The sequence below is a fragment of the Prevotella sp. genome, from assembly GCF_051059605.1.
Lineage (GTDB): Bacteria > Bacteroidota > Bacteroidia > Bacteroidales > Bacteroidaceae > Prevotella.
Map to the genome: position 1 here is coordinate 1,407,514 of NZ_CP050883.1, position 20,189 is coordinate 1,427,702.

The following is a 20,189-nucleotide window of genomic DNA, read 5'->3' on the forward strand; positions in this document are numbered from 1 at the left end:
TTATTTTGTTAATTAATCAATTACTATTGAGACCCAACCGTGCTTGTCTTCTACATCACCATATTGGATGCCACGAAGAGTATCATAGAGCTTCTTTGATATCTTGCCAGGTTCTGCACCAAAGTCATAGCGCTTACCATTATCAAGATCATCAATATAGCTAATTGGACTTATTACAGCAGCTGTACCACAAGCCCCAGCCTCTTCAAATGTTTCAAGTTCATCCTCTGGAATCTGACGACGCTCAACCTTCATTCCTAAATCTTCTGCAAGTTGCATAAGACTTTTGTTGGTGATACTTGGCAGAATAGATGTACTCTTTGGAGTAACATAAGTATTGTTCTTAATACCGAAGAAATTTGCAGCGCCACATTCATCCATATACTTCTTTTCCTTTGCATCAAGATAGAACTCACAAGCATATCCCTTTTCATGGGCAAGTGCATTTGCCTTAAGACTGGCAGCGTAATTACCACCAACTTTATATACACCTGTACCAAGAGGAGCAGAACGATCATAGTCACGAATGATAACATAAGGATTAGTTGAGAAGCCACCCTTGAAATAAGGTCCAACAGGAGTTACAAATATTGTGAACAAATATTCTGTCGAAGGATGTACACCAACCTGTGCGCTAGTACCAATAAGCAATGGGCGAACATAAAGAGTAGCACCACTCTCATAAGTAGGAATAAATTCCTGATTAAGTCTTACGACCTTTTTCACCATTTCCTCAAATAATTCTGTAGGAACTTCTGGCATAAGAATGCCACGGCAAGTACTCTGTAAACGAGCTGCATTTTCATCCATACGGAAGACTCTCACCTTACCGTCTTTTCCACGATAAGCTTTCAAGCCTTCAAAAGCTTCCTGACCATAATGCAGGCAGGTTGAAGCCATGTGCAATTTAATATACTCATCGGAGCAAACTTCTATCTCGCCCCATTTTCCGTTGCGATAATAGCAGCGAACATTGTAGTCTGTTGGCACGTAGCCAAAAGACAAATTAGACCAATCCAGATCCTTCATAACATCTATAATTTAAATGTTCAACGTAATAACTTAGCGCAAAAGTACGAATAAAAATGAATATTTGCAACTATTAGTCGCAATATTTATGAATAGCTTCATTTCTTATCCTTTTCAAGTATCTTATTAATTTCATCATCAGTTTTAGTAAGTTTGTCCTTACAAAGCTTGATGAGTTTCTGAGCTTTCTTTAAATTTTCGCTCATTGAATCAATATCGAGTTCATCGTTTTCCAATTTTTCAACGATACTCTCAAGCTGTCTCACAGCCTCTTCATATTTAAATTCTTCCTTAGCCATATATTTATTTTATTATAGATTTTACAGTTCCTTTGTCAAGTCGTGTCTCTACTTCATCACCACTTTTTAAAGCAGAAGCATTCTTTACGACATGCCCTTTAAACGTAGTAATACTATATCCTCTTTTAAGCAACAAAGTAGGATCAAGAGCTTCCAATTTCTGTTGAATAAGTTGCAGTCGATAACTTTCTTTTGTCAACCGCTTTTGTGCAACAGGCGCTAGACTTTTTGAGATAATACTAATATCATAAGTACATCTTGATACCTTCTGAGTAATTGTATTTACTATTTCCACAAACAATTTATCAAGCATGGAAATCTGCTGGTTTTTAAATATAGAAAACAACATAGGAATCTTCTCAGCAAGCCTTTTCAATCTTATATTTTCTACCTCCATTCGATGTACTATACTTGATATTATCTCCTCTTGGGCATCTATTACACGATTATAGACATCAGAAAGATGTTCAATTAACAATGCTGCTGCAGCGGTAGGAGTCTTTACTCTCGTATTTGAAACCATATCAAGAACAGACTCATCACGTTCATGTCCTATTCCTGTAATTATTGGCAATGGGAAATTAGCTACATTCTCAGCAAGTGCCAACGTATCAAAGCCACTCATGTCGCTTGTAGCTCCACCACCACGTATAATAACAACAACATCAAAGTCATCCAAAGATTTATAAATATCATCAAGAGCAGAAATAACACTCTTTTCTATGCCTTCCCCTTGCATGATGGCTGGAAACAAACGAGGATAGAACTTCAAACCATAATCATTATTTTCTAATTGACTACAGAAATCACCATATCCGGCAGCATTAGGACTAGATACAACAGCAATACGCTGTGAAAACATCGGCAATTCCAAATCTTTCTGCAAGTCAAACACACCGTCTGTTTTCAATTTATTGATAATCTCCAATCTCTTACGCGCCATATCGCCCATCGTAAACTCTGGGTTGACATCAGTAACGATCCAAGAAAATCCGTAAGCCTCGTGGAAATCAGGATAAACTTTCAACATCACCTTCAAACCTGCATGAAGAGATTGTCCTGCTATACGTTCAAATTTATCACGCACACCAATCCATTTACTTTTCCAGCATTTTGCCTGAGCCTTAGCAACAGGGGTATTACTAAACAAATCTTTTTGGATCAATTCCATATAGCAATGTCCACGCACCTCTCTCAGTTCAGACAATTCAGCCTCAACCCAATATTCATCAGTCAAAGAAACTGCAATCGTTTCCCTCACCAAATTGTTCAGTTCGTATAATGACAGTGCTTTCATCGTTTTCCGCTACTATAAGCTTTTTGAAAATCAGGAACACCATATCCATAAACATTATCTGGATGAATATTGTTACCGCTATGAATGACTATATTTATAATTTCTTTTGCCGTTTTATCTGATAAAGCCTGCCATAGACAAGCTACCATGCCTGATATTAACGGTGCAGAGAAAGATGTACCCATATCATCTACTATTGTTCCACGTCCAGAAATAACAACAGCCGGACTTCCATAAGCCATAACATCAGGTTTTATTCTTCCATCAGCAGTAGGTCCCACTGCACTGAAAGCGGCATTATCGCCAGTTGGAGTTATAGATCCAACAGTAATTATATTTCTTGCATCAGCAGGAAAGTTTAATTTCTTCCATGTCCCCATACCATCATTTCCAGCACTATTAACTAATACAATTCCCTTATCAGCAAGCATAGATGCAGTATGTGAAATAAATGTCGTCAACCCATCCATTTCGTAATATTTATGATTAGTTGAAGAATCGTCAAAATCATGGTAACCCAAAGATGAATTTATTATATCTACACCAGCAGAATCAGCATATTCCACAGCCTCAGCCCAATAATCCTCTTCAGCCAAACTCTCTGTTCGTGTATCCTCACATCTAAGAAGCATATAACTAGCATCAGGAGCGGTGCCGATAAAAGTCCCCGGCATGTCTGTTGCCATAAGAGACAAGACCATAGTCCCATGATCAGACTCTGCAAATATATTTTCTGATTTAGGTACCACGAAATCATCAATACCAGCTATCTTAATTTGATGTAAAGCTGGTATTCTATCCACATTCATAAATCCAGCATCAAGTACGGCAATAACCTTTCCTTTTCCACGATATCCCATAGAATGAAGTCTGTCACCAGACAAAGAAGTTATCTGATTTACAGCTACACCATATTTACTATCAGGTATCGTGTCCCAACGATTAAATTCCTTTTTAAAACTGGAACGCATAGAACTACTTATTGAATCAGGAGAAGAAAATACTTGTACTAGATTTCTAACAAAAGGCAATTTCAATAATTTGTATGCATTGTTCTGATGATTACATTTTATTAAAACAGAGTTATTCCATTTGCTTTTACCAACAATCTGAATTTTCTCACATCTTGCTATAGTAGACAAATAACTAGGAGATATTGGCAAATCTGTAGAATCAATCGCCAGATGTTGCTTTTTGCGCCTATCAATAGCACGTTGGGATAGAAAATCCGAAGGCTTATCAAGCCTATATGGCGTATTTTTCTTGTCTGTAAGTTTAAGCCTAAAAATATAACATTTACCTCCAGGATATGAAACCATTTCAGCTTCGTTTACTCCCAAAGAGCCCCAAACAACAGATGGCAAAGCCATTAAAATTATAAGGATAATATATTTGTTCATCAATATTTCATTTAGGTTTCAAGACACAAAAGTAATATATTAAATTGAGAACAGAAAATCATTTCAACAAAAATAGTTATTTACCTTTATTTTATAAATAAGAAATAAAATAATTTTTGTACTTTTGCATCATGGATAATAAACAGGCAACATTAGAGTTAGGAACCAAACCCATAGGTAAACTACTTATCCAGTATGCTCTTCCAGCTATAGTAGCCATGACCGCTGCTTCACTCTACAATATTGTAGACAGCATTTTTATCGGCCAGGGCGTAGGTCCATTTGCTATTTCAGGTTTGGCAATAACCTTTCCGTTCATGAATCTTTCAAGCGCATTCGGAGCTGCTGTTGGTGTTGGAGCATCAACGTTCATATCCGTAAAACTAGGTCAGAAAGATTACAAGACTGCAGAAAACATATTAGGAAATACAATTACCCTTAACTTAATAATAGGTATATCATTCTCTATTATATGTCTTATTTTTCTTGATCCGATATTAAGGTTTTTCGGAGCTAGTGATACGACAATTCCTTATGCACGTGATTTTATGAGTGTCATTCTTTTGGGAAACGTATTCTCACACATGTATTTTGGTATGAATGCAGTACTGCGTGCTGGCAGCAAGCCAAAACAGGCTATGTTAGCAACAATATTCACTGTGGTAATGAATATCATCTTGGATTATTTTTTCATCATGGTATTCAACTGGGGAATAAAGGGAGCGGCTTACGCAACTGTTATTTCACAGATTCTAGCACTGATATGGCAGATAAGAGTGTTTAGCAACAAAAAAGAATTACTCCATTTCAAACGTGGAATATATAGATTAAAAAAAGATATCGTTAAGAATATAATTGGAGTTGGGGTGTCTCCTTTCGCAATGAATGTATGCGCATGTATTGTTGTCATATTCATTAACCAGCAACTTGTGCATTACGGAAACGATCTTGACGTTGGAGCATACGGAATATCAAATAAGATTGGTTTTATTTTCGTTATGTTTGTTATGGGTGTAAATCAGGGAATGCAACCTATAGCGGGATATAACTATGGAGCGCAACAACTTGATAGAATGATGCACGTAGTGAAACTTGCTATTATAGTAGCAACGATAATCATGACTACAGGTTGGCTGATCGCAATGTTCATGCCTTACTATTGTTCACGGCTATTCACAAAGGATGCTACACTTATAGGACTTGGAATAAAGGCGATAAGAATTAACCTTCTGGCTTTCCCTATTATCGGATGTCAGATGGTGATAACAAACTTTTTCCAAAGTATAGGTAAAGTGAAGATCAGTATTTTTCTTTCACTTTCCAGACAATTACTTTTACTTCTACCATTGCTAGCCATATTACCGTTAATCTACGGGCTCAATGGAGTTTGGTATGCAATGCCTACATCTGATATCTGTGCTTCTATAATAGCAGCATTTATGATGATGGCATATATGAAAAAATTTAAAAACCAACATAAAAATATGATACATGGAAGACAAGAAAATCATAATTAATATCGGTAGACAGATCGGCAGTGGAGGAAGAATTATTGCAAAGAAACTTTCCGAAGAGCTGAACTGTAGTTTCTACGACCGTGAGCTTCTGAACCTTGCTGCACTTGAAAGTGGATTCAGCGAGACGTTTTTTGAGCAGGCTGACGAGCACAAGGGATTTTTCAAATCTCTTCTTAATATACATGTACCGCTGATTGGTGACAGTAATTTCTACAAAAACGACCTTTCACAGGAAAGTCTTTACAAATTTCAAAGCGACGCCATATTAAAAGCCGCAGAAAAAGGTAACTGTATATTTGTGGGAAGGACAGCTGATTATATTCTGCGTGATTTCAAGAATACTATAAACATATTTGTTACGGCAGATATTGACCAACGTATACAGCGAGTTTGTAAACGCCATGACATGAACCCTAACGAAGCAAGAAAATATATCACAGACAAGGAAGAGGCACGTGCTTCATACTATAACTATTATACAGGTAAACAGTGGGGACATAGTGAAAGCTACGACTTATGTATCAACACCACCATGCTTGGTATTGAAGATACCGAGACCTTCATTGCCGAATTAATTAGAAAGCGGTTTCAATTATGAAGAAAATAGGAATAATCAGTGACACTCACGCCTTTTGGGATGAGAAATACGAGACCTATCTAGGAGAATGCGACGAGATTTGGCACGCAGGAGACATTGGCTCTATTGAGGTTACTGATAAATTTGAGAAAATGAAACCTTTATTCAGAGCAGTCTATGGTAATTGCGACGGGTATGACATACGTGCAAGATACCCCGAAATACTAAGATTTAAATGCGAGGATGTAGATGTAATGATGAAACACATTGGCGGTTATCCTGGGAAATATGACATTTCTGTAAGGAATATGATATTCGCATCACCACCCAACCTATTTATTTCTGGACATTCACACATTTTGAAAGTAATGCCCGACAAATCATTAAATCTTCTGCATATAAACCCAGGTGCAGCCGGACACATGGGATGGCAGAAAGAAAGAACAATAATAAGACTCACAATCGAAGGCAATAAATTCACTGATTGCGAAGTTATTACATTAGGAACAAATAAATCACAACTATAAAAATGAGAACTTATCTTGTTACAGGAGCCGCAGGCTTTATCGGAGCAAACTTCATTAAGTATTTGCTAAACAGAAAATACAAAAACGAAGATATAAAGGTCATCGTCCTTGATGCATTGACATATGCAGGAAATCTGGGAACGATAAAAGATGATATCGACAACAAACGTTGCGTATTCGTTAAAGGAGACATCCGTGACCGTGAACTAGCTGACAAACTGTTTGCGGAAAATGAGATAGACTATTTAGTAAACTTCGCGGCTGAAAGTCATGTTGACCGCAGCATTGAAGATCCTCAGCTTTTTCTCAGCGTAAACATTCTCGGTACACAGAATCTACTTGATGCAGCACGACGTGCATGGATTACAGGAAAAGATGAAAAAGGTTATCCTACATGGAAAGCTGGCAAGCGCTATCATCAGGTTTCTACAGACGAGGTATATGGAAGTCTAGGGGTTGAAGGCTTTTTCACTGAGACTACTCCACTATGTCCACACAGTCCTTACAGTGCAAGCAAGACAAGCGCAGACATGTTTGTAATGGCATACCGTGATACTTATCACATGCCAATAACAATTACACGTTGCTCTAACAACTATGGTCCTTATCATTTCCCTGAAAAACTTATTCCATTAATCATCAACAATATTCTTGAAGGCAAGCAATTACCTGTCTACGGCGAAGGACTTAATGTTCGTGACTGGTTATACGTTGAAGACCATTGCAAGGCTATTGACATGGTTGTTCGTGAAGGTCGTCAAGGTGAAGTTTATAATGTTGGTGGTCACAACGAAATGACAAACATCGACATCGTGAAACTCACTATAAAGACTATACACGATATGATGGCTGACAACAAGCAGCTGAGAAACGTACTAAAGAAGCAGCAGAGCGACGCTAATGGTGATATTGATATCAGTTGGATAAACAATGATCTCATTACACACGTTGCCGATCGCTTAGGTCACGATCAGCGATATGCCATTGATCCAACAAAGATAAAGAATGAACTTGGTTGGTATCCTGAAACTAAGTTTGCCGACGGTATAGTGAAAACCATTCAGTGGAATCTTGAAAACCAGCAATGGATACACGAAGTTACCAGTGGTGACTACCAGAAGTACTATGATAATATGTATGGAAACAAATAAGGCTATGAAAAGAATCATGTTATTGGGCTCAGGTGAACTGGGCAAGGAGTTTGTTATTGCTGCTAAAAGAGCAGGAGTTTATGTCATTGCATGTGATCGTTATGATAACGCACCAGCAATGCAAGTTGCTGACGAAAGAGAAATATTCAGTATGCTTGACGGAGATGCACTTGAAGCTGCCGTTCGCAAACACCATCCAGACATCATTGTACCAGAAATAGAAGCCATTCGTACTGAGCGACTTTTCGATTTTGAAAAAGAAGGTATTCAGGTCGTACCTTCTGCACGTGCGGTAAACTATACGATGAACCGCCGCGCCATTCGTGACCTTGCATCTAAGGAACTTGGACTTCGCACAGCAAAGTATTTCTATGCAAAGACTTTTGACGAATTTAAGAAAGCCGCTGACGAAATCGGTTTCCCATGTGTCGTTAAACCCCTTATGAGCTCAAGCGGTCATGGTCAAAGCTACGTTCACAACGATGATGAACTAAAAGCTGCATTCACTGAAGCAATGGAAGGTAGTCGTGGCGATGTTAAAGAGGTTATTATCGAGGAATTTATAGACTTTGATTCAGAGTTCACTCTTCTTACTGTGACACAGAAAAATGCTCCTACGATATTCTGTCCTCCTATAGGACACATACAGAAAAGCGGTGACTATCGTGAAAGTTGGCAGCCTTACCACATATCTGATGAAGCATTAAAGAAGGCAGAACACATGGCTAACGAAGTAACAAAAGCGCTTACTGGCTATGGTTTATGGGGCGTTGAGTTCTTCATGACGAAAAAAGGCGAAGTGATATTCTCTGAGTTAAGTCCACGACCACACGACACAGGTATGGTTACACTTGGACACACAACCAACTTGAGCGAATTTGAACTTCATCTTCGTGCAATAATGGGTTGGCCTATTCCTGCTATACATCTTGAACATTATGGATGCAGTGCTGTTGTTCTTGCAAAGGAAGATGCAGACCATGCTCCAGAATACAATCTTGTAGAAGCATTAAAGGAAGACCGTACACGCGTTCGTATTTTCGGCAAACCAGACCAGCATGTAAATCGCCGTATGGGTGTAGTATTATGCTATGGCGAAGTTGGAGATGATATCAACGCATTGCGTGAAAAGGCTAAGAGAGTTGCTGACACTATCATCAAATAAAATTACATGATTAATAACAACAACGACAATATTGATACTATTACCAAGTTTTTGGAGGATCTCCAGAAACTTGGTAAACAACTTTCAATAACTAGAGATGAACAGAAGGTAGTCTTAGAACAGATGATGTCACTAAAAGAAGACAGCAAGACAAAGACTGAAGAATACATCCAACTAGATAATCGTAGTAAGGATTTACAAGCAATTTTGGATAAATATAGTCCTATATTCAACGAAAGAATGAAATGGATTAAAGATATAAATGCCAAACACGCTAAAAAGAAATAATGAGCTGTAAACTTGGGACAATAATTGAACTGCCTAAGATTTCAGATCCACGTGGGAACCTTACTGTTGCAGAGAGATTCAAGAGCATTCCTTTTGAATTCAAAAGGGCATATTGGACTTATGATGTACCGTCTGGAGGCTATCGTGGTGGACACGCTCATATCCATTGCCGTGAATTTATTGTTGCCGTGAGTGGTTCGTTTACTGTTACACTTGACAACGGACATGAAAAGCAGCATTATCTACTAAATCATCCATATCAAGGTCTGTTTGTCGACAAAGGTATATGGCGCACGCTTGAAGACTTCTCTTCAGGTTCAGTATGTCTGGTACTTGCAGAAGACGACTATGATGAAGCCGACTATATCTACGATTACAATGAATTCATACAACGTACTGAATGTTTGAAATAAGGAAATACACGCCAGACCAAAAAGAAGAATGGAACAAATTCGTTAACAAGGCGAAAAATGCAACATTTCTTTTTGACCGTAATTATATGGATTACCATTCTGATAGATTTGATGACTTCTCATTAATGTTCTATAAGAAGAATAAACTATATGCGCTACTTCCTGCACATAAGATTGAAGATACCCTTTATTCACATTTCGGACTTACATACGGTGGACTGATAATGGACATTCACGCCAATATCACCAGTACGTGCATACTATTCACCGAACTTAATGAATATTTAAGGACTATAGGTTTTAAGAAAGTAATCTATCGCCCTATCCCATGGATTTATTGTAAACATGCGTCAGAGGAAGACCTTTATGCAATATTCTGGAAATGTCATGCCCATTTGTTGACAAGAAACATCGGAACAACTATCTTCATGAATGAACACATGAGATGGCGCAAAGACCATATAAGAAGATTGAAAAAAGCAATACTTAATGGTGTTCAAGTAGTAGCCGATGCAAGTCTTGATGACTTTTGGAAAATACTTAATGATAACCTAAAGCAGCGTTTCAACGCAAAACCTGTGCACACACTCGAAGAGATGGAACTGCTTAAATCAAGATTTCCAAACAACATTATTCAATACAATGCCTATAAAGACGGCAATATAATCGGAGGTATCACATTCTATATGATGAGGAATGTCATACATGGACAATATAGCTCAACTAACTCAATAGGAAAAGATTTAGGTGCTATGGAAGCTATATACGATAAAGTGATGTACCATGATTATCCGGATTATCAATATCTTGACTTTGGAAGTTCTACCGATGATAATTGTAGCGTAATCAATGAGGGACTAATCTCCCACAAAGAGGGATACGGAGGTCGAGGTGTTGTATATGATACTTATGAATGGGAACTATGAAAATAGATTATCTGTCACTCAAAAAAGTAACAAGCATGCACAGTGAGGAAATCCATACTGCTGTAAGCAATGTAATAGATAGCGGTTGGTATCTAAATGGAGAGGCTACAACTGCTTTTGAAAGACAATATGCAAATTATATTGGCACAAAGCACTGCATTGGTTGTGGAAATGGCTTGGATGCCCTTACCATTATATTCAGATCATATAAGGAACTTGGTATACTTAAAGACGGTGACGAAGTTATTGTTCCTGCAAATACTTATATTGCTTCTATACTTTCAATAACAGCAAACAACCTCACGCCTGTACTTGTTGAACCAAATATCAACACTCTACAGATTGACGACACAAAAATAGAGAATGTCATTACAAAGAACACCCGTGCAATACTCATTGTGCATCTTTATGGAATCTGTGCATACACAGAAGAGATAGGCAGGATATGTAAGAATCATAATCTACTGTTGATAGAAGACAATGCACAAGCTCATGGATGTAACTATTCTGAAAACATTAAAACAGGCAGTATCGGAAATGCAGCCGCACATAGTTTCTATCCAGGAAAGAATCTTGGTGCATTTGGCGATGCAGGAGCTATTACAACAAACGATGAAAGACTTAATGATACAGCAAGAGCTATAGGCAACTATGGTAGTTCACGCAAATACGTATTCCCATATAAAGGGATGAATAGTAGAATTGACGAAATTCAGGCTGCTATATTAAGTGTAAAGCTAAAATACCTTGATCAGGATAACGCAAGAAGAATTGCTATTGCGAAATACTATAATGAAAATATCATAAATAGGAATATCAAGACTGTAAACGCTCTTAATTCTGTTTACCACATATACCCGATACTATGTTCTAATCGCGATATAATAAGGCTACGACTTAAAGATAAGGGTATAGAAACAATCGTTCACTACCCTATTCCTCCACATAAACAAAAATGTTACAGGGAATGGAATCATCTCTCATTCCCCATAACAGAATATATTGCAGACAATGAATTGAGTTTGCCTTGCAATCAAATCCTTACCGACAGTGAAGTTGAACACATAGTATCAACACTAAACAGCTGTCAGTAATAATCATCGTCTAAAGATTTATAGGCGCTACAACCTTTATTCCAAAATTACGTCCCATATTAAATACTCCCTCTCGTCCAGTAACGGGATTTAATCCAGCATATTTCAATCTGCTCAGATTATTCTGGTATGCTCTGTTTGTAAGATTGTCACCTGTTAGATATACAGAAAGTATTTTCTTTCCTCTGCATTTTATATCAGTTCCCATTGACGCATTCAACAGAGTATATGAAGGTGTTGCTGTTTCTGTATTGTCAAGTGCATAGAAATGATTTTGACGAAGATCACATTCTAGCCCAACCTTTACATAGGTATTATTAAAAGTATTGCCATCACGTATTAAATCATATTTCAATTCTGATGTCCAACGTGGTGCCGGAGTCATTGGCAAATATTTTGCCTCCGCAGTTTGATTCAGCTGTACGGCATCAACATACGAAAAGGCATTTTGGAAATGAAGTCTTTCTATAGGATGAATATCAACGCTGGCTTCACCTCCTAGTAGACGTGCATTGCCCTGCACAAATTGATATACAGGAACATTATCAACTACTTTTCCTGCTATTTTGTGTGCAAAGATATAATTGTCTATATAGTTGGCAAACAAAGACAATTGTGCTGAAATATATGTAGATGTATAATCCCATCCAGCATCTAACTGCCAACTGTATTCAGGTTTCAGTTCTGTGTTACCTACTTCATATCTGAAAGTACCTTCATGTTCACCGTTTGAAGCTAATTCACTAAGATTTGGCACACGGAAACCTCTTGCAAGATTCAGCCTGACGTTCATTTTTTCATTAATAGCATAAGTTGCGCCGATACTACCAGTAACACCATTGAAAGTACGCGACATGCTGGCGAATCTATCTTCTAGTGCGAAACTGCGAAGATGTCGTGTATCATATCTTAATCCACCACTTACATTCCAGTTTCCAACCTTATAACTCGACGTTGCAAATGCTCCAAAATCAAAGAGAGCATAAGAAGGAATAAGGAATTCATCACCTTTATTCACAGAACGCTGATACATACCGTTCACTCCAGTTGAAAAACTCAAGCCTTCAGCTGGCTGCAATGCATAATGAACATCATAGTTTATAGTATGCAACATAAAGTCAAGTCCAGGTTTATTTGGATTTTCCTCATCCTCAAACTCCTGTCTGCGGTTTTGCTGGTATGCAACAAGGGTCTTCAGATTTCCATCACCCACATAAAATGAATTATCCAGTACAGCCTTATAATGATGTATCTGCTGATATGGCAGTCCATGTCCATAGTCCTTGTCACCAACAGCTCCAGGTTCCTCAATCATACTTGGAGTAAGATGATAATAACTCAATTTAAGATGACTGTATCCCCAACTTTTGTTTACTCCCAATAAGCCAGACATTGCACGTTCTCTGAACTGCGAATTGTCTACATATCCATCATACTTGTTTTTGTATGCATGTGCCATCTTATCAGAATACCTCACTCCCCAAACATATCCATTATTATTTCCTGCCATGTGAAGGGAATAGTCAAACAGTCCATTATTGGTCTGATATTCCGATGAAACATCACCAGCCACAGTATTCTTTGCCAATGTTGGTGCATCGTGGAATATAACTACTCCAGCCATAGCATCCGATCCATACATTAGCGAAGCTGGACCTTTAAGAATCTCAATATTGTTAACCGTCTGTGGATCTATTTCAATACCATGTTCGTCTCCCCATTGCTGTCCTTCCTGTCTCACTCCGTCATTGACAGTCACAATGCGGTTATATCCCAATCCACGTATCACAGGCTTAGAAATACCGCTACCTGTAGTAATCTGTGAAATGCCAGGCTGATGTGCTATCGCATCAATGATATTTGTTGAAGATACCGACTTGATATCTGCTGCAGTAAGAATAGATACCGGTGTTGGAGAATCTTTCATCAGTGAATTTCCAGCCAGTCCAGTTACTACCACTTCATTTATCATCGCATTTGATTCTTTCATCACGAAATCTGCGGTAGTGCTTTTTTGTAATGTGACCTTTTTTATTATAGTCTGATGCCCAAGATAGCTAACCTGCAAAGTTATATTCTTTGCAGGAAGGTCTGCTATCAGGTAGTTTCCGTTTTCATCCGTTGTCGTTCCTACAGATAACTCTGGTATATATATTGTTACACCAACAAGGGCACTTTTATCTGAAGCATCTGTCACATGTCCTGACAATGACGCTTTTGGAGCCATAGGCTCTGCTGTTGCACATATACAAACACATATGAGCAATAGCATGATATATAATCTTTTCATTCTATTGAATTGTTTTTTACCTTAAAAAATACTATTTACTTTCCAATTGAATAAAAAGAAGGAGGACCACGTGTTGTCGTTACGCCACGGAATGTGGCAGCATGCATTGGCTTTAAAAAGACCAATGCCATATATAATAAAATTGCAAATAAAGCTATGCCGACTTCTGTTCCTAAGATATAAGGAAGACTATGAAAATGACATAGTACACATCCATCTACAGATGCCCATCCATTAGCAATATGCCCAGCATGATGTATATGATGCTGACAATCATAGCAAGTTATGCCAGCACTCATCACCTCCTCATGGTGGTGGAATGTTGACATCATAAGCATTGGTACAAATACTGCCAAGAGCATCCATGACCAAAGTCTTTGTCTATGCATTGCCTTATTCACAGATGCAAAAGTAAAATTATTATTAAGATATATTTGGTTTTTACGGCAGCATTAACTACTTTTGTAGATAAATAACAAATAAAATGGATGAAAACAAATGCATCTTGCTTCTGGAAAAGCATGGCATCAAACCAACTTCCAACAGAATAGTTATTGCCAAATCTCTTGCAGCATGTGAAAATCCTGTATCTATGAAAGAACTGGAAGATCAGATTCTCACAATAGACAAGTCTAACATATTCCGTACACTCACATTATTTCGTGACAATCACCTAGTTCACACTGTGGAAGACGGTGCAGGTGGAACTAAGTACGAACTATGTTTCAGCAAAAGCATTGAAACTGATGAAGACGAGCACATGCATTTCTTTTGTGAACGCTGCCACAAGACATTCTGTCTATACGACATGCCGATCCCTGATCTTTGCATTCCGCTAGGTTATCAGATGCATAGTGTAAACTTTATGATAAAGGGTTTATGCCCTAAATGCTCAAAGAAAAAGCAGTAGCTTTTCATTTCTGGATTAATATCTATATTTACTGAGCATTAATATAGGTTGACATCCCATGCACATTTTGTTTTTTAGCTACAGCATCTATTTCTGCTTATATAATGTACATGCATGCACGCGCACACCTAGGGTTTTGAAAAATACAAGTGTCGAAGTGTCAACTTAATGAATATCAATATTTTATCGACGAATTTGACTAACAAAAGTGACGGTGAATTGACGGTCAAATTTCAAGTTTTGCATGCGTTTCTATATAGAAATAGTTACGTTTCTATATAGAAACGCAAACTTTTCTACGATGTTTTACCTCCTATTGCTTCGTAAAACGCACTCCAAAACATCGTAAAACGCATCAAATTACTTCGTAAAGTGCAATGCAATATGATTAAAAATTTCGCCCATATTTTACCGACGAATATCCATCACTTTATTCCAATCAATAAGAAGTCTAATAAGTTGATACTCAATGGATAGACACTTCGACAATTGTTTTCTAGAAAAATTCAGAGTGTGGGTACGCGTGCGTATTATATTCTGTGTAGCGCTAGTAATTGAAAGTTTGGCTAACAGCTCAAACTTGATTTCATTGCATAGACAAAAAATTTATAGTATCTTTGCCGGAGAATAAGGTTGCACTAACATATCATTTAAACAAACCCTACTTAGAGTATAATTACAAAAATAACTAATTTATGAAACGAATAACAATATTGAGTCTTTTGTTATTAATGATTCTAACATCATTCGCCCAAAAGACGATTAATCTATCTGGAAATTGGGACTTCCAAATTGACCGTAACGGAAGTTATAATGCATCACAAAAATATGATGATACAATAAAACTGCCTGGGTCTATGCTAACAAATGGCAAAGGTGACCTACCTAGTATTGATACAAAATGGACAGGCTCATTATATGACTCTTCATACTACTACAATCCATATATGGAAAAATACCGCCACACCGGCAGTATCAAATTTCCTTTTTTCTTAACTCCGGAACATTATTATGTAGGCTACGCATGGTACCGACAAAATACAAACATTCCAAGAGAATGGAAAAGAAATCGAGTTGTTTTATTCCTTGAACGCCCACATATAGAAACTACGGTATTCGTAAACGGTAAAGAAGTTGGACACCAAATGTCACTATCCGTTCCACACGAATATGACATAACAGATTATGTAAAGTTTGGAAAAACGAACAGCATAGCCATAAAGATATACAATGGTATTGAGAATGTTGGTGTAGGACAAGACTCACATTCTGTAACCGATCAGACACAAGGCAATTGGAACGGTATTGTTGGAAAGATACAACTCCGTTCACAAAAAAGTATATTCACGGTAAAAACATTTCCTGACCTAAACACTGGAAATGTAAAAGTACTAGTAAACGACAAAGAATATAATCTAAAAATAGACAATCCGCAACCTTGGAGTGAATTTACTCCTACTTTATACACTCGCAGCGTTATATACTGTGGAGATACAATACCTGTTACTTTCGGATTTAGAAATATCGAAGTAAAAGGACGCGACATAATGCTCAATGGTAAGCCGATATACATACGTGGAACAGTAGAAAACTGTAATTTTCCACTAACAGGATATCCTCCTACAGATGTAGAATCATGGAAGAGAATAATCCAGAAATGCAAAGATTATGGAATAAACACGATACGCTTTCACAGCTACTGTCCACCAGAAGCTGCCTTTATAGCTGCTGACAGTCTAGGGTTCTATCTTCAGCCAGAAGGACCATCATGGCCAAACCATGGTGTAAAATTAAACTACAAACAGCATATAGACCAATATCTGGCAGAAGAGACTAAGAAAATATGTGATTACTATGGTAATCATCCTTCTTTCGTTATGATGGCTGCTGGCAATGAACCTGCAGGAGACTGGGTTACATGGTGCAACAACTGGGTCAAAACTATGAAAGAATACGACAACAGGCATATATACTGCGGCGCTAGCGTTGGTGGAGGATGGGCTTGGGACAACCTAAGTGAATATCATGTTAAAGGTGGAGCAAGAGGACTTGACTGGGATCACAATGCCCCACAATGTACCGATGATTATCTGTCACAGATAGAATTACCTCGTAATTATAGAGGAAAAGAACCAAACAATTCTCCTATCATTGCTCACGAGCAAGGACAATGGTGCGCATTCCCCGACTTCAAGGAACGTAGTCTTTATACAGGACCTTACAAAGCTAAGAATTTTGACATATTTGAAGACTTGCTAAAGAAAAATGGTATGGCATCACAGGCAGAAAAGTTCCTTTATGCCAGTGGTAAACTGCAAGTTACGGCATATAAATACGAAATAGAACGTAACCTGCGTACAAGGGACTATTCTGGTTTTCTTTTGTTAGGACTAAATGACTATAGTGGTCAGGGAACTGCTCTGGTAGGTCCTCTAAATGTTTTTTGGAAAGAAAAGGGATATGTAGACAGCAAACAATGGAAAGAATTCTGCGGTAAGATAGTACCACTTGCAAAATTTCCTAAGTTTGTTTTCCAGAATACAGATACACTTAACATACCAATAGAAGTGTATAATGCTTCAGAAGGGGAAATTAAAGATGCTGATATTGAATATAGTATTATTGACAATGATACACACAGTAATATAATTGCCAAATATAACACGACCATAAAATATGGTAAGAACAATGAAATAAGACCTATTACATTGCCGCTTAACGGAATTAAGGCACCTGGTAAACTCACACTCAATGTGTCTGTAAATGGCAATACTAATGAATGGGACTTCTGGGTATATCCTTCAAAAGTTGAGATACCAAAGACAAAAGACATATACATAACAGATACATTGGATTCCAAAGCTATTAAGATATTAAATAACGGAGGAAAAGTTCTCATTACTGCCGGTGGAAAAATACGTTATGGTAACGATGTAAAGCAAACTTATCTACCAGTATTCTGGAATACTAGTTGGTTCAAAATGCGTCCTCCACATACTACAGGATCGTATATAATGAACAACCATTCTATTTTCAAAGACTTTCCTACTGACTCATGGCAAAACATAAACTGGTGGGAGCTTATAAATAAGGCACAAGTAATGAATCTTCAGGAATTTCCAGAAGACTATCAACCTATATATCAGCCAATAGATACATGGCACGTAAGTCGCAAGTTGGGAATGATTGTAGAGGCAAATGTTTTAAAGGGCAAACTGCTAATGACAACTTTTGACATAAACAGCAATCTTAACAATAGAATTGTAGCACGTCAACTTAGAAAATCAATACTAGAATATATGTCTGGCAACAGTTTTAAACCAGAAATAAGTCTAGATATAAAAGTTATACGTAATTTGTTTGAGAAAGAAGCACCAAAGGTAAATATGTTTACCAAAGACTCACCTGATGAATTGAAGCCTAAAATTATAAGATAAGCGACTCTACGTCAATATAATATAAGCAGTATCCTAACAATAAAAAGGGATACTGCTTATTTTATTTTGTACTGTATTCAACTAGCATCTTTAACTATAGTTGATTGATAACTTTGCACTCTTGAAAACAAAGAAAAAACATCATTTTCCTTTGCTTTTCCACTCGTTTACACTATCTTTGCATAAGTTTTTAATTAACAAAGGAAGATTATAACAATGACTTACGAAATAACAGGACCTGCAAACATAAATACTGAGATTAATCTGTCGGCAAGTAAAAGCATTAGCAACCGCACACTGATTATCAACGCTATGGCTGGCGGCAGGATTACACCTGAAAATATGAGCGACTGCGATGACACAGAAGTTATAATTGCTGCATTGAAAGACATGCCTGATGTTATAGACATAAAGGCTGCCGGAACTGCAATGAGATTTGTCACTGCATATCTAAGCATAACAGAAGGTGAACATACAATAACTGGTACTGATAGAATGAAGCACCGCCCTATAAGTGTACTTGTTGACGCTTTGAGATATCTTGGTGCAGACATTACTTATGTTGGTGAAGAGGGATTTCCCCCACTCCACATAAGGGGACACACACTTGAAGGTGGTCATCTTGAAATTCCAGGAAACGTAAGTTCACAATATATTTCAGCATTGCTCATGATTGGACCAATGCTAAAAAACGGACTTGAACTTAAACTGCTCGACGAAATTGTTTCACGACCATATATCGATCTGACACTGTGGACAATGAGAGAGTTTGGCGCAGACGCAGACTGGTCTGATGTTGACACGATTACAGTTTCAGCAAAACCATACAAAGAACGCCCTTATTTCATCGAAAGTGACTGGAGCGCTAGCAGCTATTGGTATGAAGTAATGGCTCTTAGCGATGATCCGGAGGCAGAAATAAGACTTAACGGACTTATGGACGGTTCTAAACAAGGCGACTCTGTTGTGAGATACATATTTTCTCTGCTTGGAGTAAAAACAAGTTTTAAATCTACAGAACTTGGTGTTCCTACTACTGTTACGCTGAAAAGACACAAATGTATGCTTCCTCGATTGGAATATGACTTTACGGGTTCACCAGATCTTGCACAGACATTTGTTGTATGTTGTGCTCTTATGGGAATTAAATTTCACTTCACCGGACTGGCAAGCCTTAAAATTAAAGAAACAGACCGTATAGAAGCTTTGAAAAAAGAGCTCAAGAAACTAGGATATGTCATCAAAGACAAAAACGACAGTGAGCTTATATGGGATGGAGAGAGATGCGAACCAACAGATGAGGCTATAGACACTTACGAAGACCATCGTATGGCAATGTCTTTCGCCCCGGTAGCATTAAAGATTCCTGGACTGAAAATAAACAATCCAGAAGTTGTAAGCAAGTCATATCCTAATTTCTGGAAAGACTTAGATGCAGCTGGATTCACAATAAAATAAAAATAAATTCATAGCGACATGATATACCTAATTATCCCGATACTGGCGCTTGGCATTATAACAGCCCTTGTAACGCTCCTCTCAAAAAACGAAGAAGGACGCGACAAGCCTGTTATAACAAAGCAGACTTGTTATACCTGCAACGGTGATAATGACATGTGTGAGCAGGAATGTATGATGGAAGCTGCCACAAAAGAGGTGGAATATTACGACGATGAAGAACTCGACAGATTCAAAGGACGTCTATCTAACGAATATACCAATGAGGAAGCTGACGAGTTCTCTGAAGTAATGCTGACGATGAAACAGGATGAAGTTAAAGGCTGGAACCGCAGTCTCATACTTCGGGGCATAAACATGCCAGACCAGATAAAGGATGAATATATTGCTCTAGCAGAAGAACAACAATAA

At 37.7% G+C, this 20,189-nt stretch carries 19 protein-coding genes; 13 read left to right on the plus strand and 6 right to left on the minus strand.

The genetic code is table 11. The features are described 5' to 3' along the window. Positions 1–12: 12 nt before the first annotated feature. The 4 genes from HEQ28_RS05810 to HEQ28_RS05825 all read right to left on the minus strand — a co-directional run bounded on the left by HEQ28_RS05810 (position 13) and on the right by HEQ28_RS05825 (position 4,025). Positions 13–1,029, minus strand: coding sequence for a branched-chain amino acid aminotransferase (locus tag HEQ28_RS05810; protein WP_434504205.1), 1,017 nt, complete (start codon positions 1,027–1,029; stop codon positions 13–15). A gap of 98 nt (positions 1,030–1,127) precedes the next feature. Further along, on the minus strand, positions 1,128–1,328 hold the full coding sequence (xseB, locus tag HEQ28_RS05815; protein ID WP_301411324.1) for an exodeoxyribonuclease VII small subunit: 201 nt from the start codon (positions 1,326–1,328) through the stop codon (positions 1,128–1,130). 4 nt (positions 1,329–1,332) lie between these two features. Continuing rightward, on the minus strand, positions 1,333–2,625 hold the full coding sequence (gene xseA / locus HEQ28_RS05820) for an exodeoxyribonuclease VII large subunit (protein WP_434504206.1): 1,293 nt from the start codon (positions 2,623–2,625) through the stop codon (positions 1,333–1,335). Continuing rightward, entirely contained in the window at positions 2,622–4,025 is a 1,404-nt protein-coding gene (locus HEQ28_RS05825) for a S8 family peptidase (protein WP_434504207.1), read from the minus strand. Before HEQ28_RS05825 ends, xseA begins: the two co-directional genes overlap by 4 nt. Before the next feature lie 131 nt (positions 4,026–4,156). On the opposite strand from HEQ28_RS05825, the gene HEQ28_RS05830 reads away from it, so the two are divergent. The 9 genes from HEQ28_RS05830 to HEQ28_RS05870 are packed head-to-tail and all read left to right on the plus strand — an operon-like array spanning position 4,157 to position 11,683. Next, positions 4,157–5,542: an MATE family efflux transporter gene (locus HEQ28_RS05830; RefSeq protein ID WP_434504208.1), complete on the plus strand. Its 1,386-nt coding sequence runs from the start codon at positions 4,157–4,159 to the stop codon at positions 5,540–5,542. Then, the gene (locus tag HEQ28_RS05835; RefSeq protein ID WP_434504209.1) at positions 5,517–6,140 is read left to right on the plus strand and encodes a cytidylate kinase-like family protein; all 624 of its coding nucleotides are present in this window, start codon (positions 5,517–5,519) and stop codon (positions 6,138–6,140) included. The genes HEQ28_RS05830 and HEQ28_RS05835 overlap by 26 nt, the downstream gene beginning before the upstream one ends. Further along, positions 6,137–6,646 (plus strand): metallophosphoesterase family protein, encoded by a 510-nt coding sequence (locus HEQ28_RS05840; protein ID WP_434504210.1) that lies wholly within the window; start codon positions 6,137–6,139, stop codon positions 6,644–6,646. The genes HEQ28_RS05835 and HEQ28_RS05840 overlap by 4 nt, the downstream gene beginning before the upstream one ends. A gap of 2 nt (positions 6,647–6,648) precedes the next feature. Next, a complete protein-coding gene (gene rfbB, locus HEQ28_RS05845; protein ID WP_434504211.1) occupies positions 6,649–7,797 on the plus strand; it encodes a dTDP-glucose 4,6-dehydratase in 1,149 nt (382 codons plus the stop codon). Positions 7,798–7,801: 4 nt separating this feature from the next. Continuing rightward, on the plus strand, positions 7,802–8,962 hold the full coding sequence (gene purT / locus HEQ28_RS05850; RefSeq protein WP_434504212.1) for a formate-dependent phosphoribosylglycinamide formyltransferase: 1,161 nt from the start codon (positions 7,802–7,804) through the stop codon (positions 8,960–8,962). Positions 8,963–8,968: 6 nt separating this feature from the next. After that, a complete protein-coding gene (locus HEQ28_RS05855) occupies positions 8,969–9,250 on the plus strand; it encodes a hypothetical protein (RefSeq protein WP_434504213.1) in 282 nt (93 codons plus the stop codon). Continuing rightward, positions 9,250–9,663, plus strand: coding sequence for a sugar 3,4-ketoisomerase (locus tag HEQ28_RS05860; protein WP_434504214.1), 414 nt, complete (start codon positions 9,250–9,252; stop codon positions 9,661–9,663). The genes HEQ28_RS05855 and HEQ28_RS05860 overlap by 1 nt, the downstream gene beginning before the upstream one ends. Next, a complete protein-coding gene (locus HEQ28_RS05865; RefSeq protein WP_434504215.1) occupies positions 9,651–10,589 on the plus strand; it encodes a GNAT family N-acetyltransferase in 939 nt (312 codons plus the stop codon). The genes HEQ28_RS05860 and HEQ28_RS05865 overlap by 13 nt, the downstream gene beginning before the upstream one ends. Then, positions 10,586–11,683, plus strand: coding sequence for a DegT/DnrJ/EryC1/StrS family aminotransferase (locus HEQ28_RS05870; RefSeq protein WP_434504216.1), 1,098 nt, complete (start codon positions 10,586–10,588; stop codon positions 11,681–11,683). The genes HEQ28_RS05865 and HEQ28_RS05870 overlap by 4 nt, the downstream gene beginning before the upstream one ends. Positions 11,684–11,693: 10 nt before the next feature. On the opposite strand, the gene HEQ28_RS05875 is transcribed toward HEQ28_RS05870, so the two are convergent. Next, complete coding sequence (locus HEQ28_RS05875; RefSeq protein WP_434504217.1) at positions 11,694–13,973, minus strand: TonB-dependent receptor; 2,280 nt, start codon at positions 13,971–13,973, stop codon at positions 11,694–11,696. Between the two features lie 35 nt (positions 13,974–14,008). After that, the gene (locus HEQ28_RS05880) at positions 14,009–14,362 is read right to left on the minus strand and encodes a hypothetical protein (protein ID WP_434504218.1); all 354 of its coding nucleotides are present in this window, start codon (positions 14,360–14,362) and stop codon (positions 14,009–14,011) included. Positions 14,363–14,457: 95 nt separating this feature from the next. On the opposite strand from HEQ28_RS05880, the gene HEQ28_RS05885 reads away from it, so the two are divergent. The 4 genes from HEQ28_RS05885 to HEQ28_RS05900 all read left to right on the plus strand — a co-directional run bounded on the left by HEQ28_RS05885 (position 14,458) and on the right by HEQ28_RS05900 (position 20,189). Beyond that, positions 14,458–14,883 (plus strand): Fur family transcriptional regulator, encoded by a 426-nt coding sequence (locus tag HEQ28_RS05885; protein WP_434504219.1) that lies wholly within the window; start codon positions 14,458–14,460, stop codon positions 14,881–14,883. A 695-nt stretch (positions 14,884–15,578) separates the two neighbouring features. Then, on the plus strand, positions 15,579–18,320 hold the full coding sequence (locus HEQ28_RS05890) for a sugar-binding domain-containing protein (protein ID WP_434504220.1): 2,742 nt from the start codon (positions 15,579–15,581) through the stop codon (positions 18,318–18,320). Positions 18,321–18,536: 216 nt separating this feature from the next. Beyond that, positions 18,537–19,778: a 3-phosphoshikimate 1-carboxyvinyltransferase gene (locus tag HEQ28_RS05895; protein WP_434504221.1), complete on the plus strand. Its 1,242-nt coding sequence runs from the start codon at positions 18,537–18,539 to the stop codon at positions 19,776–19,778. Between the two features lie 18 nt (positions 19,779–19,796). Continuing rightward, the gene (locus HEQ28_RS05900) at positions 19,797–20,189 is read left to right on the plus strand and encodes a hypothetical protein (protein WP_434504222.1); all 393 of its coding nucleotides are present in this window, start codon (positions 19,797–19,799) and stop codon (positions 20,187–20,189) included.

Excerpts from the sequence above, each read along its gene's own strand:
- HEQ28_RS05870 (WP_434504216.1), top strand. The coding sequence starts at position 10,586 with ATGAAAATAGATTATCTGTCACTCAAAAAAGTAACAAGCATGCACAGT.
- HEQ28_RS05860 (WP_434504214.1), top strand. The coding sequence starts at position 9,250 with ATGAGCTGTAAACTTGGGACAATAATTGAACTGCCTAAGATTTCAGAT.
- HEQ28_RS05840 (WP_434504210.1), top strand. The coding sequence starts at position 6,137 with ATGAAGAAAATAGGAATAATCAGTGACACTCACGCCTTTTGGGATGAG.
- HEQ28_RS05895 (WP_434504221.1), top strand. The coding sequence starts at position 18,537 with ATGACTTACGAAATAACAGGACCTGCAAACATAAATACTGAGATTAAT.
- HEQ28_RS05810 (WP_434504205.1), bottom strand. The coding sequence starts at position 1,029 with ATGAAGGATCTGGATTGGTCTAATTTGTCTTTTGGCTACGTGCCAACA.
- HEQ28_RS05825 (WP_434504207.1), bottom strand. The coding sequence starts at position 4,025 with ATGAACAAATATATTATCCTTATAATTTTAATGGCTTTGCCATCTGTT.
- HEQ28_RS05855 (WP_434504213.1), top strand. The coding sequence starts at position 8,969 with ATGATTAATAACAACAACGACAATATTGATACTATTACCAAGTTTTTG.
- xseB (WP_301411324.1), bottom strand. The coding sequence starts at position 1,328 with ATGGCTAAGGAAGAATTTAAATATGAAGAGGCTGTGAGACAGCTTGAG.
- HEQ28_RS05835 (WP_434504209.1), top strand. The coding sequence starts at position 5,517 with ATGGAAGACAAGAAAATCATAATTAATATCGGTAGACAGATCGGCAGT.
- HEQ28_RS05900 (WP_434504222.1), top strand. The coding sequence starts at position 19,797 with ATGATATACCTAATTATCCCGATACTGGCGCTTGGCATTATAACAGCC.
- HEQ28_RS05830 (WP_434504208.1), top strand. The coding sequence starts at position 4,157 with ATGGATAATAAACAGGCAACATTAGAGTTAGGAACCAAACCCATAGGT.
- purT (WP_434504212.1), top strand. The coding sequence starts at position 7,802 with ATGAAAAGAATCATGTTATTGGGCTCAGGTGAACTGGGCAAGGAGTTT.
- HEQ28_RS05890 (WP_434504220.1), top strand. The coding sequence starts at position 15,579 with ATGAAACGAATAACAATATTGAGTCTTTTGTTATTAATGATTCTAACA.
- rfbB (WP_434504211.1), top strand. The coding sequence starts at position 6,649 with ATGAGAACTTATCTTGTTACAGGAGCCGCAGGCTTTATCGGAGCAAAC.
- HEQ28_RS05875 (WP_434504217.1), bottom strand. The coding sequence starts at position 13,973 with ATGAAAAGATTATATATCATGCTATTGCTCATATGTGTTTGTATATGT.
- xseA (WP_434504206.1), bottom strand. The coding sequence starts at position 2,625 with ATGAAAGCACTGTCATTATACGAACTGAACAATTTGGTGAGGGAAACG.
- HEQ28_RS05865 (WP_434504215.1), top strand. The coding sequence starts at position 9,651 with ATGTTTGAAATAAGGAAATACACGCCAGACCAAAAAGAAGAATGGAAC.
- HEQ28_RS05880 (WP_434504218.1), bottom strand. The coding sequence starts at position 14,362 with ATGCATAGACAAAGACTTTGGTCATGGATGCTCTTGGCAGTATTTGTA.
- HEQ28_RS05885 (WP_434504219.1), top strand. The coding sequence starts at position 14,458 with ATGGATGAAAACAAATGCATCTTGCTTCTGGAAAAGCATGGCATCAAA.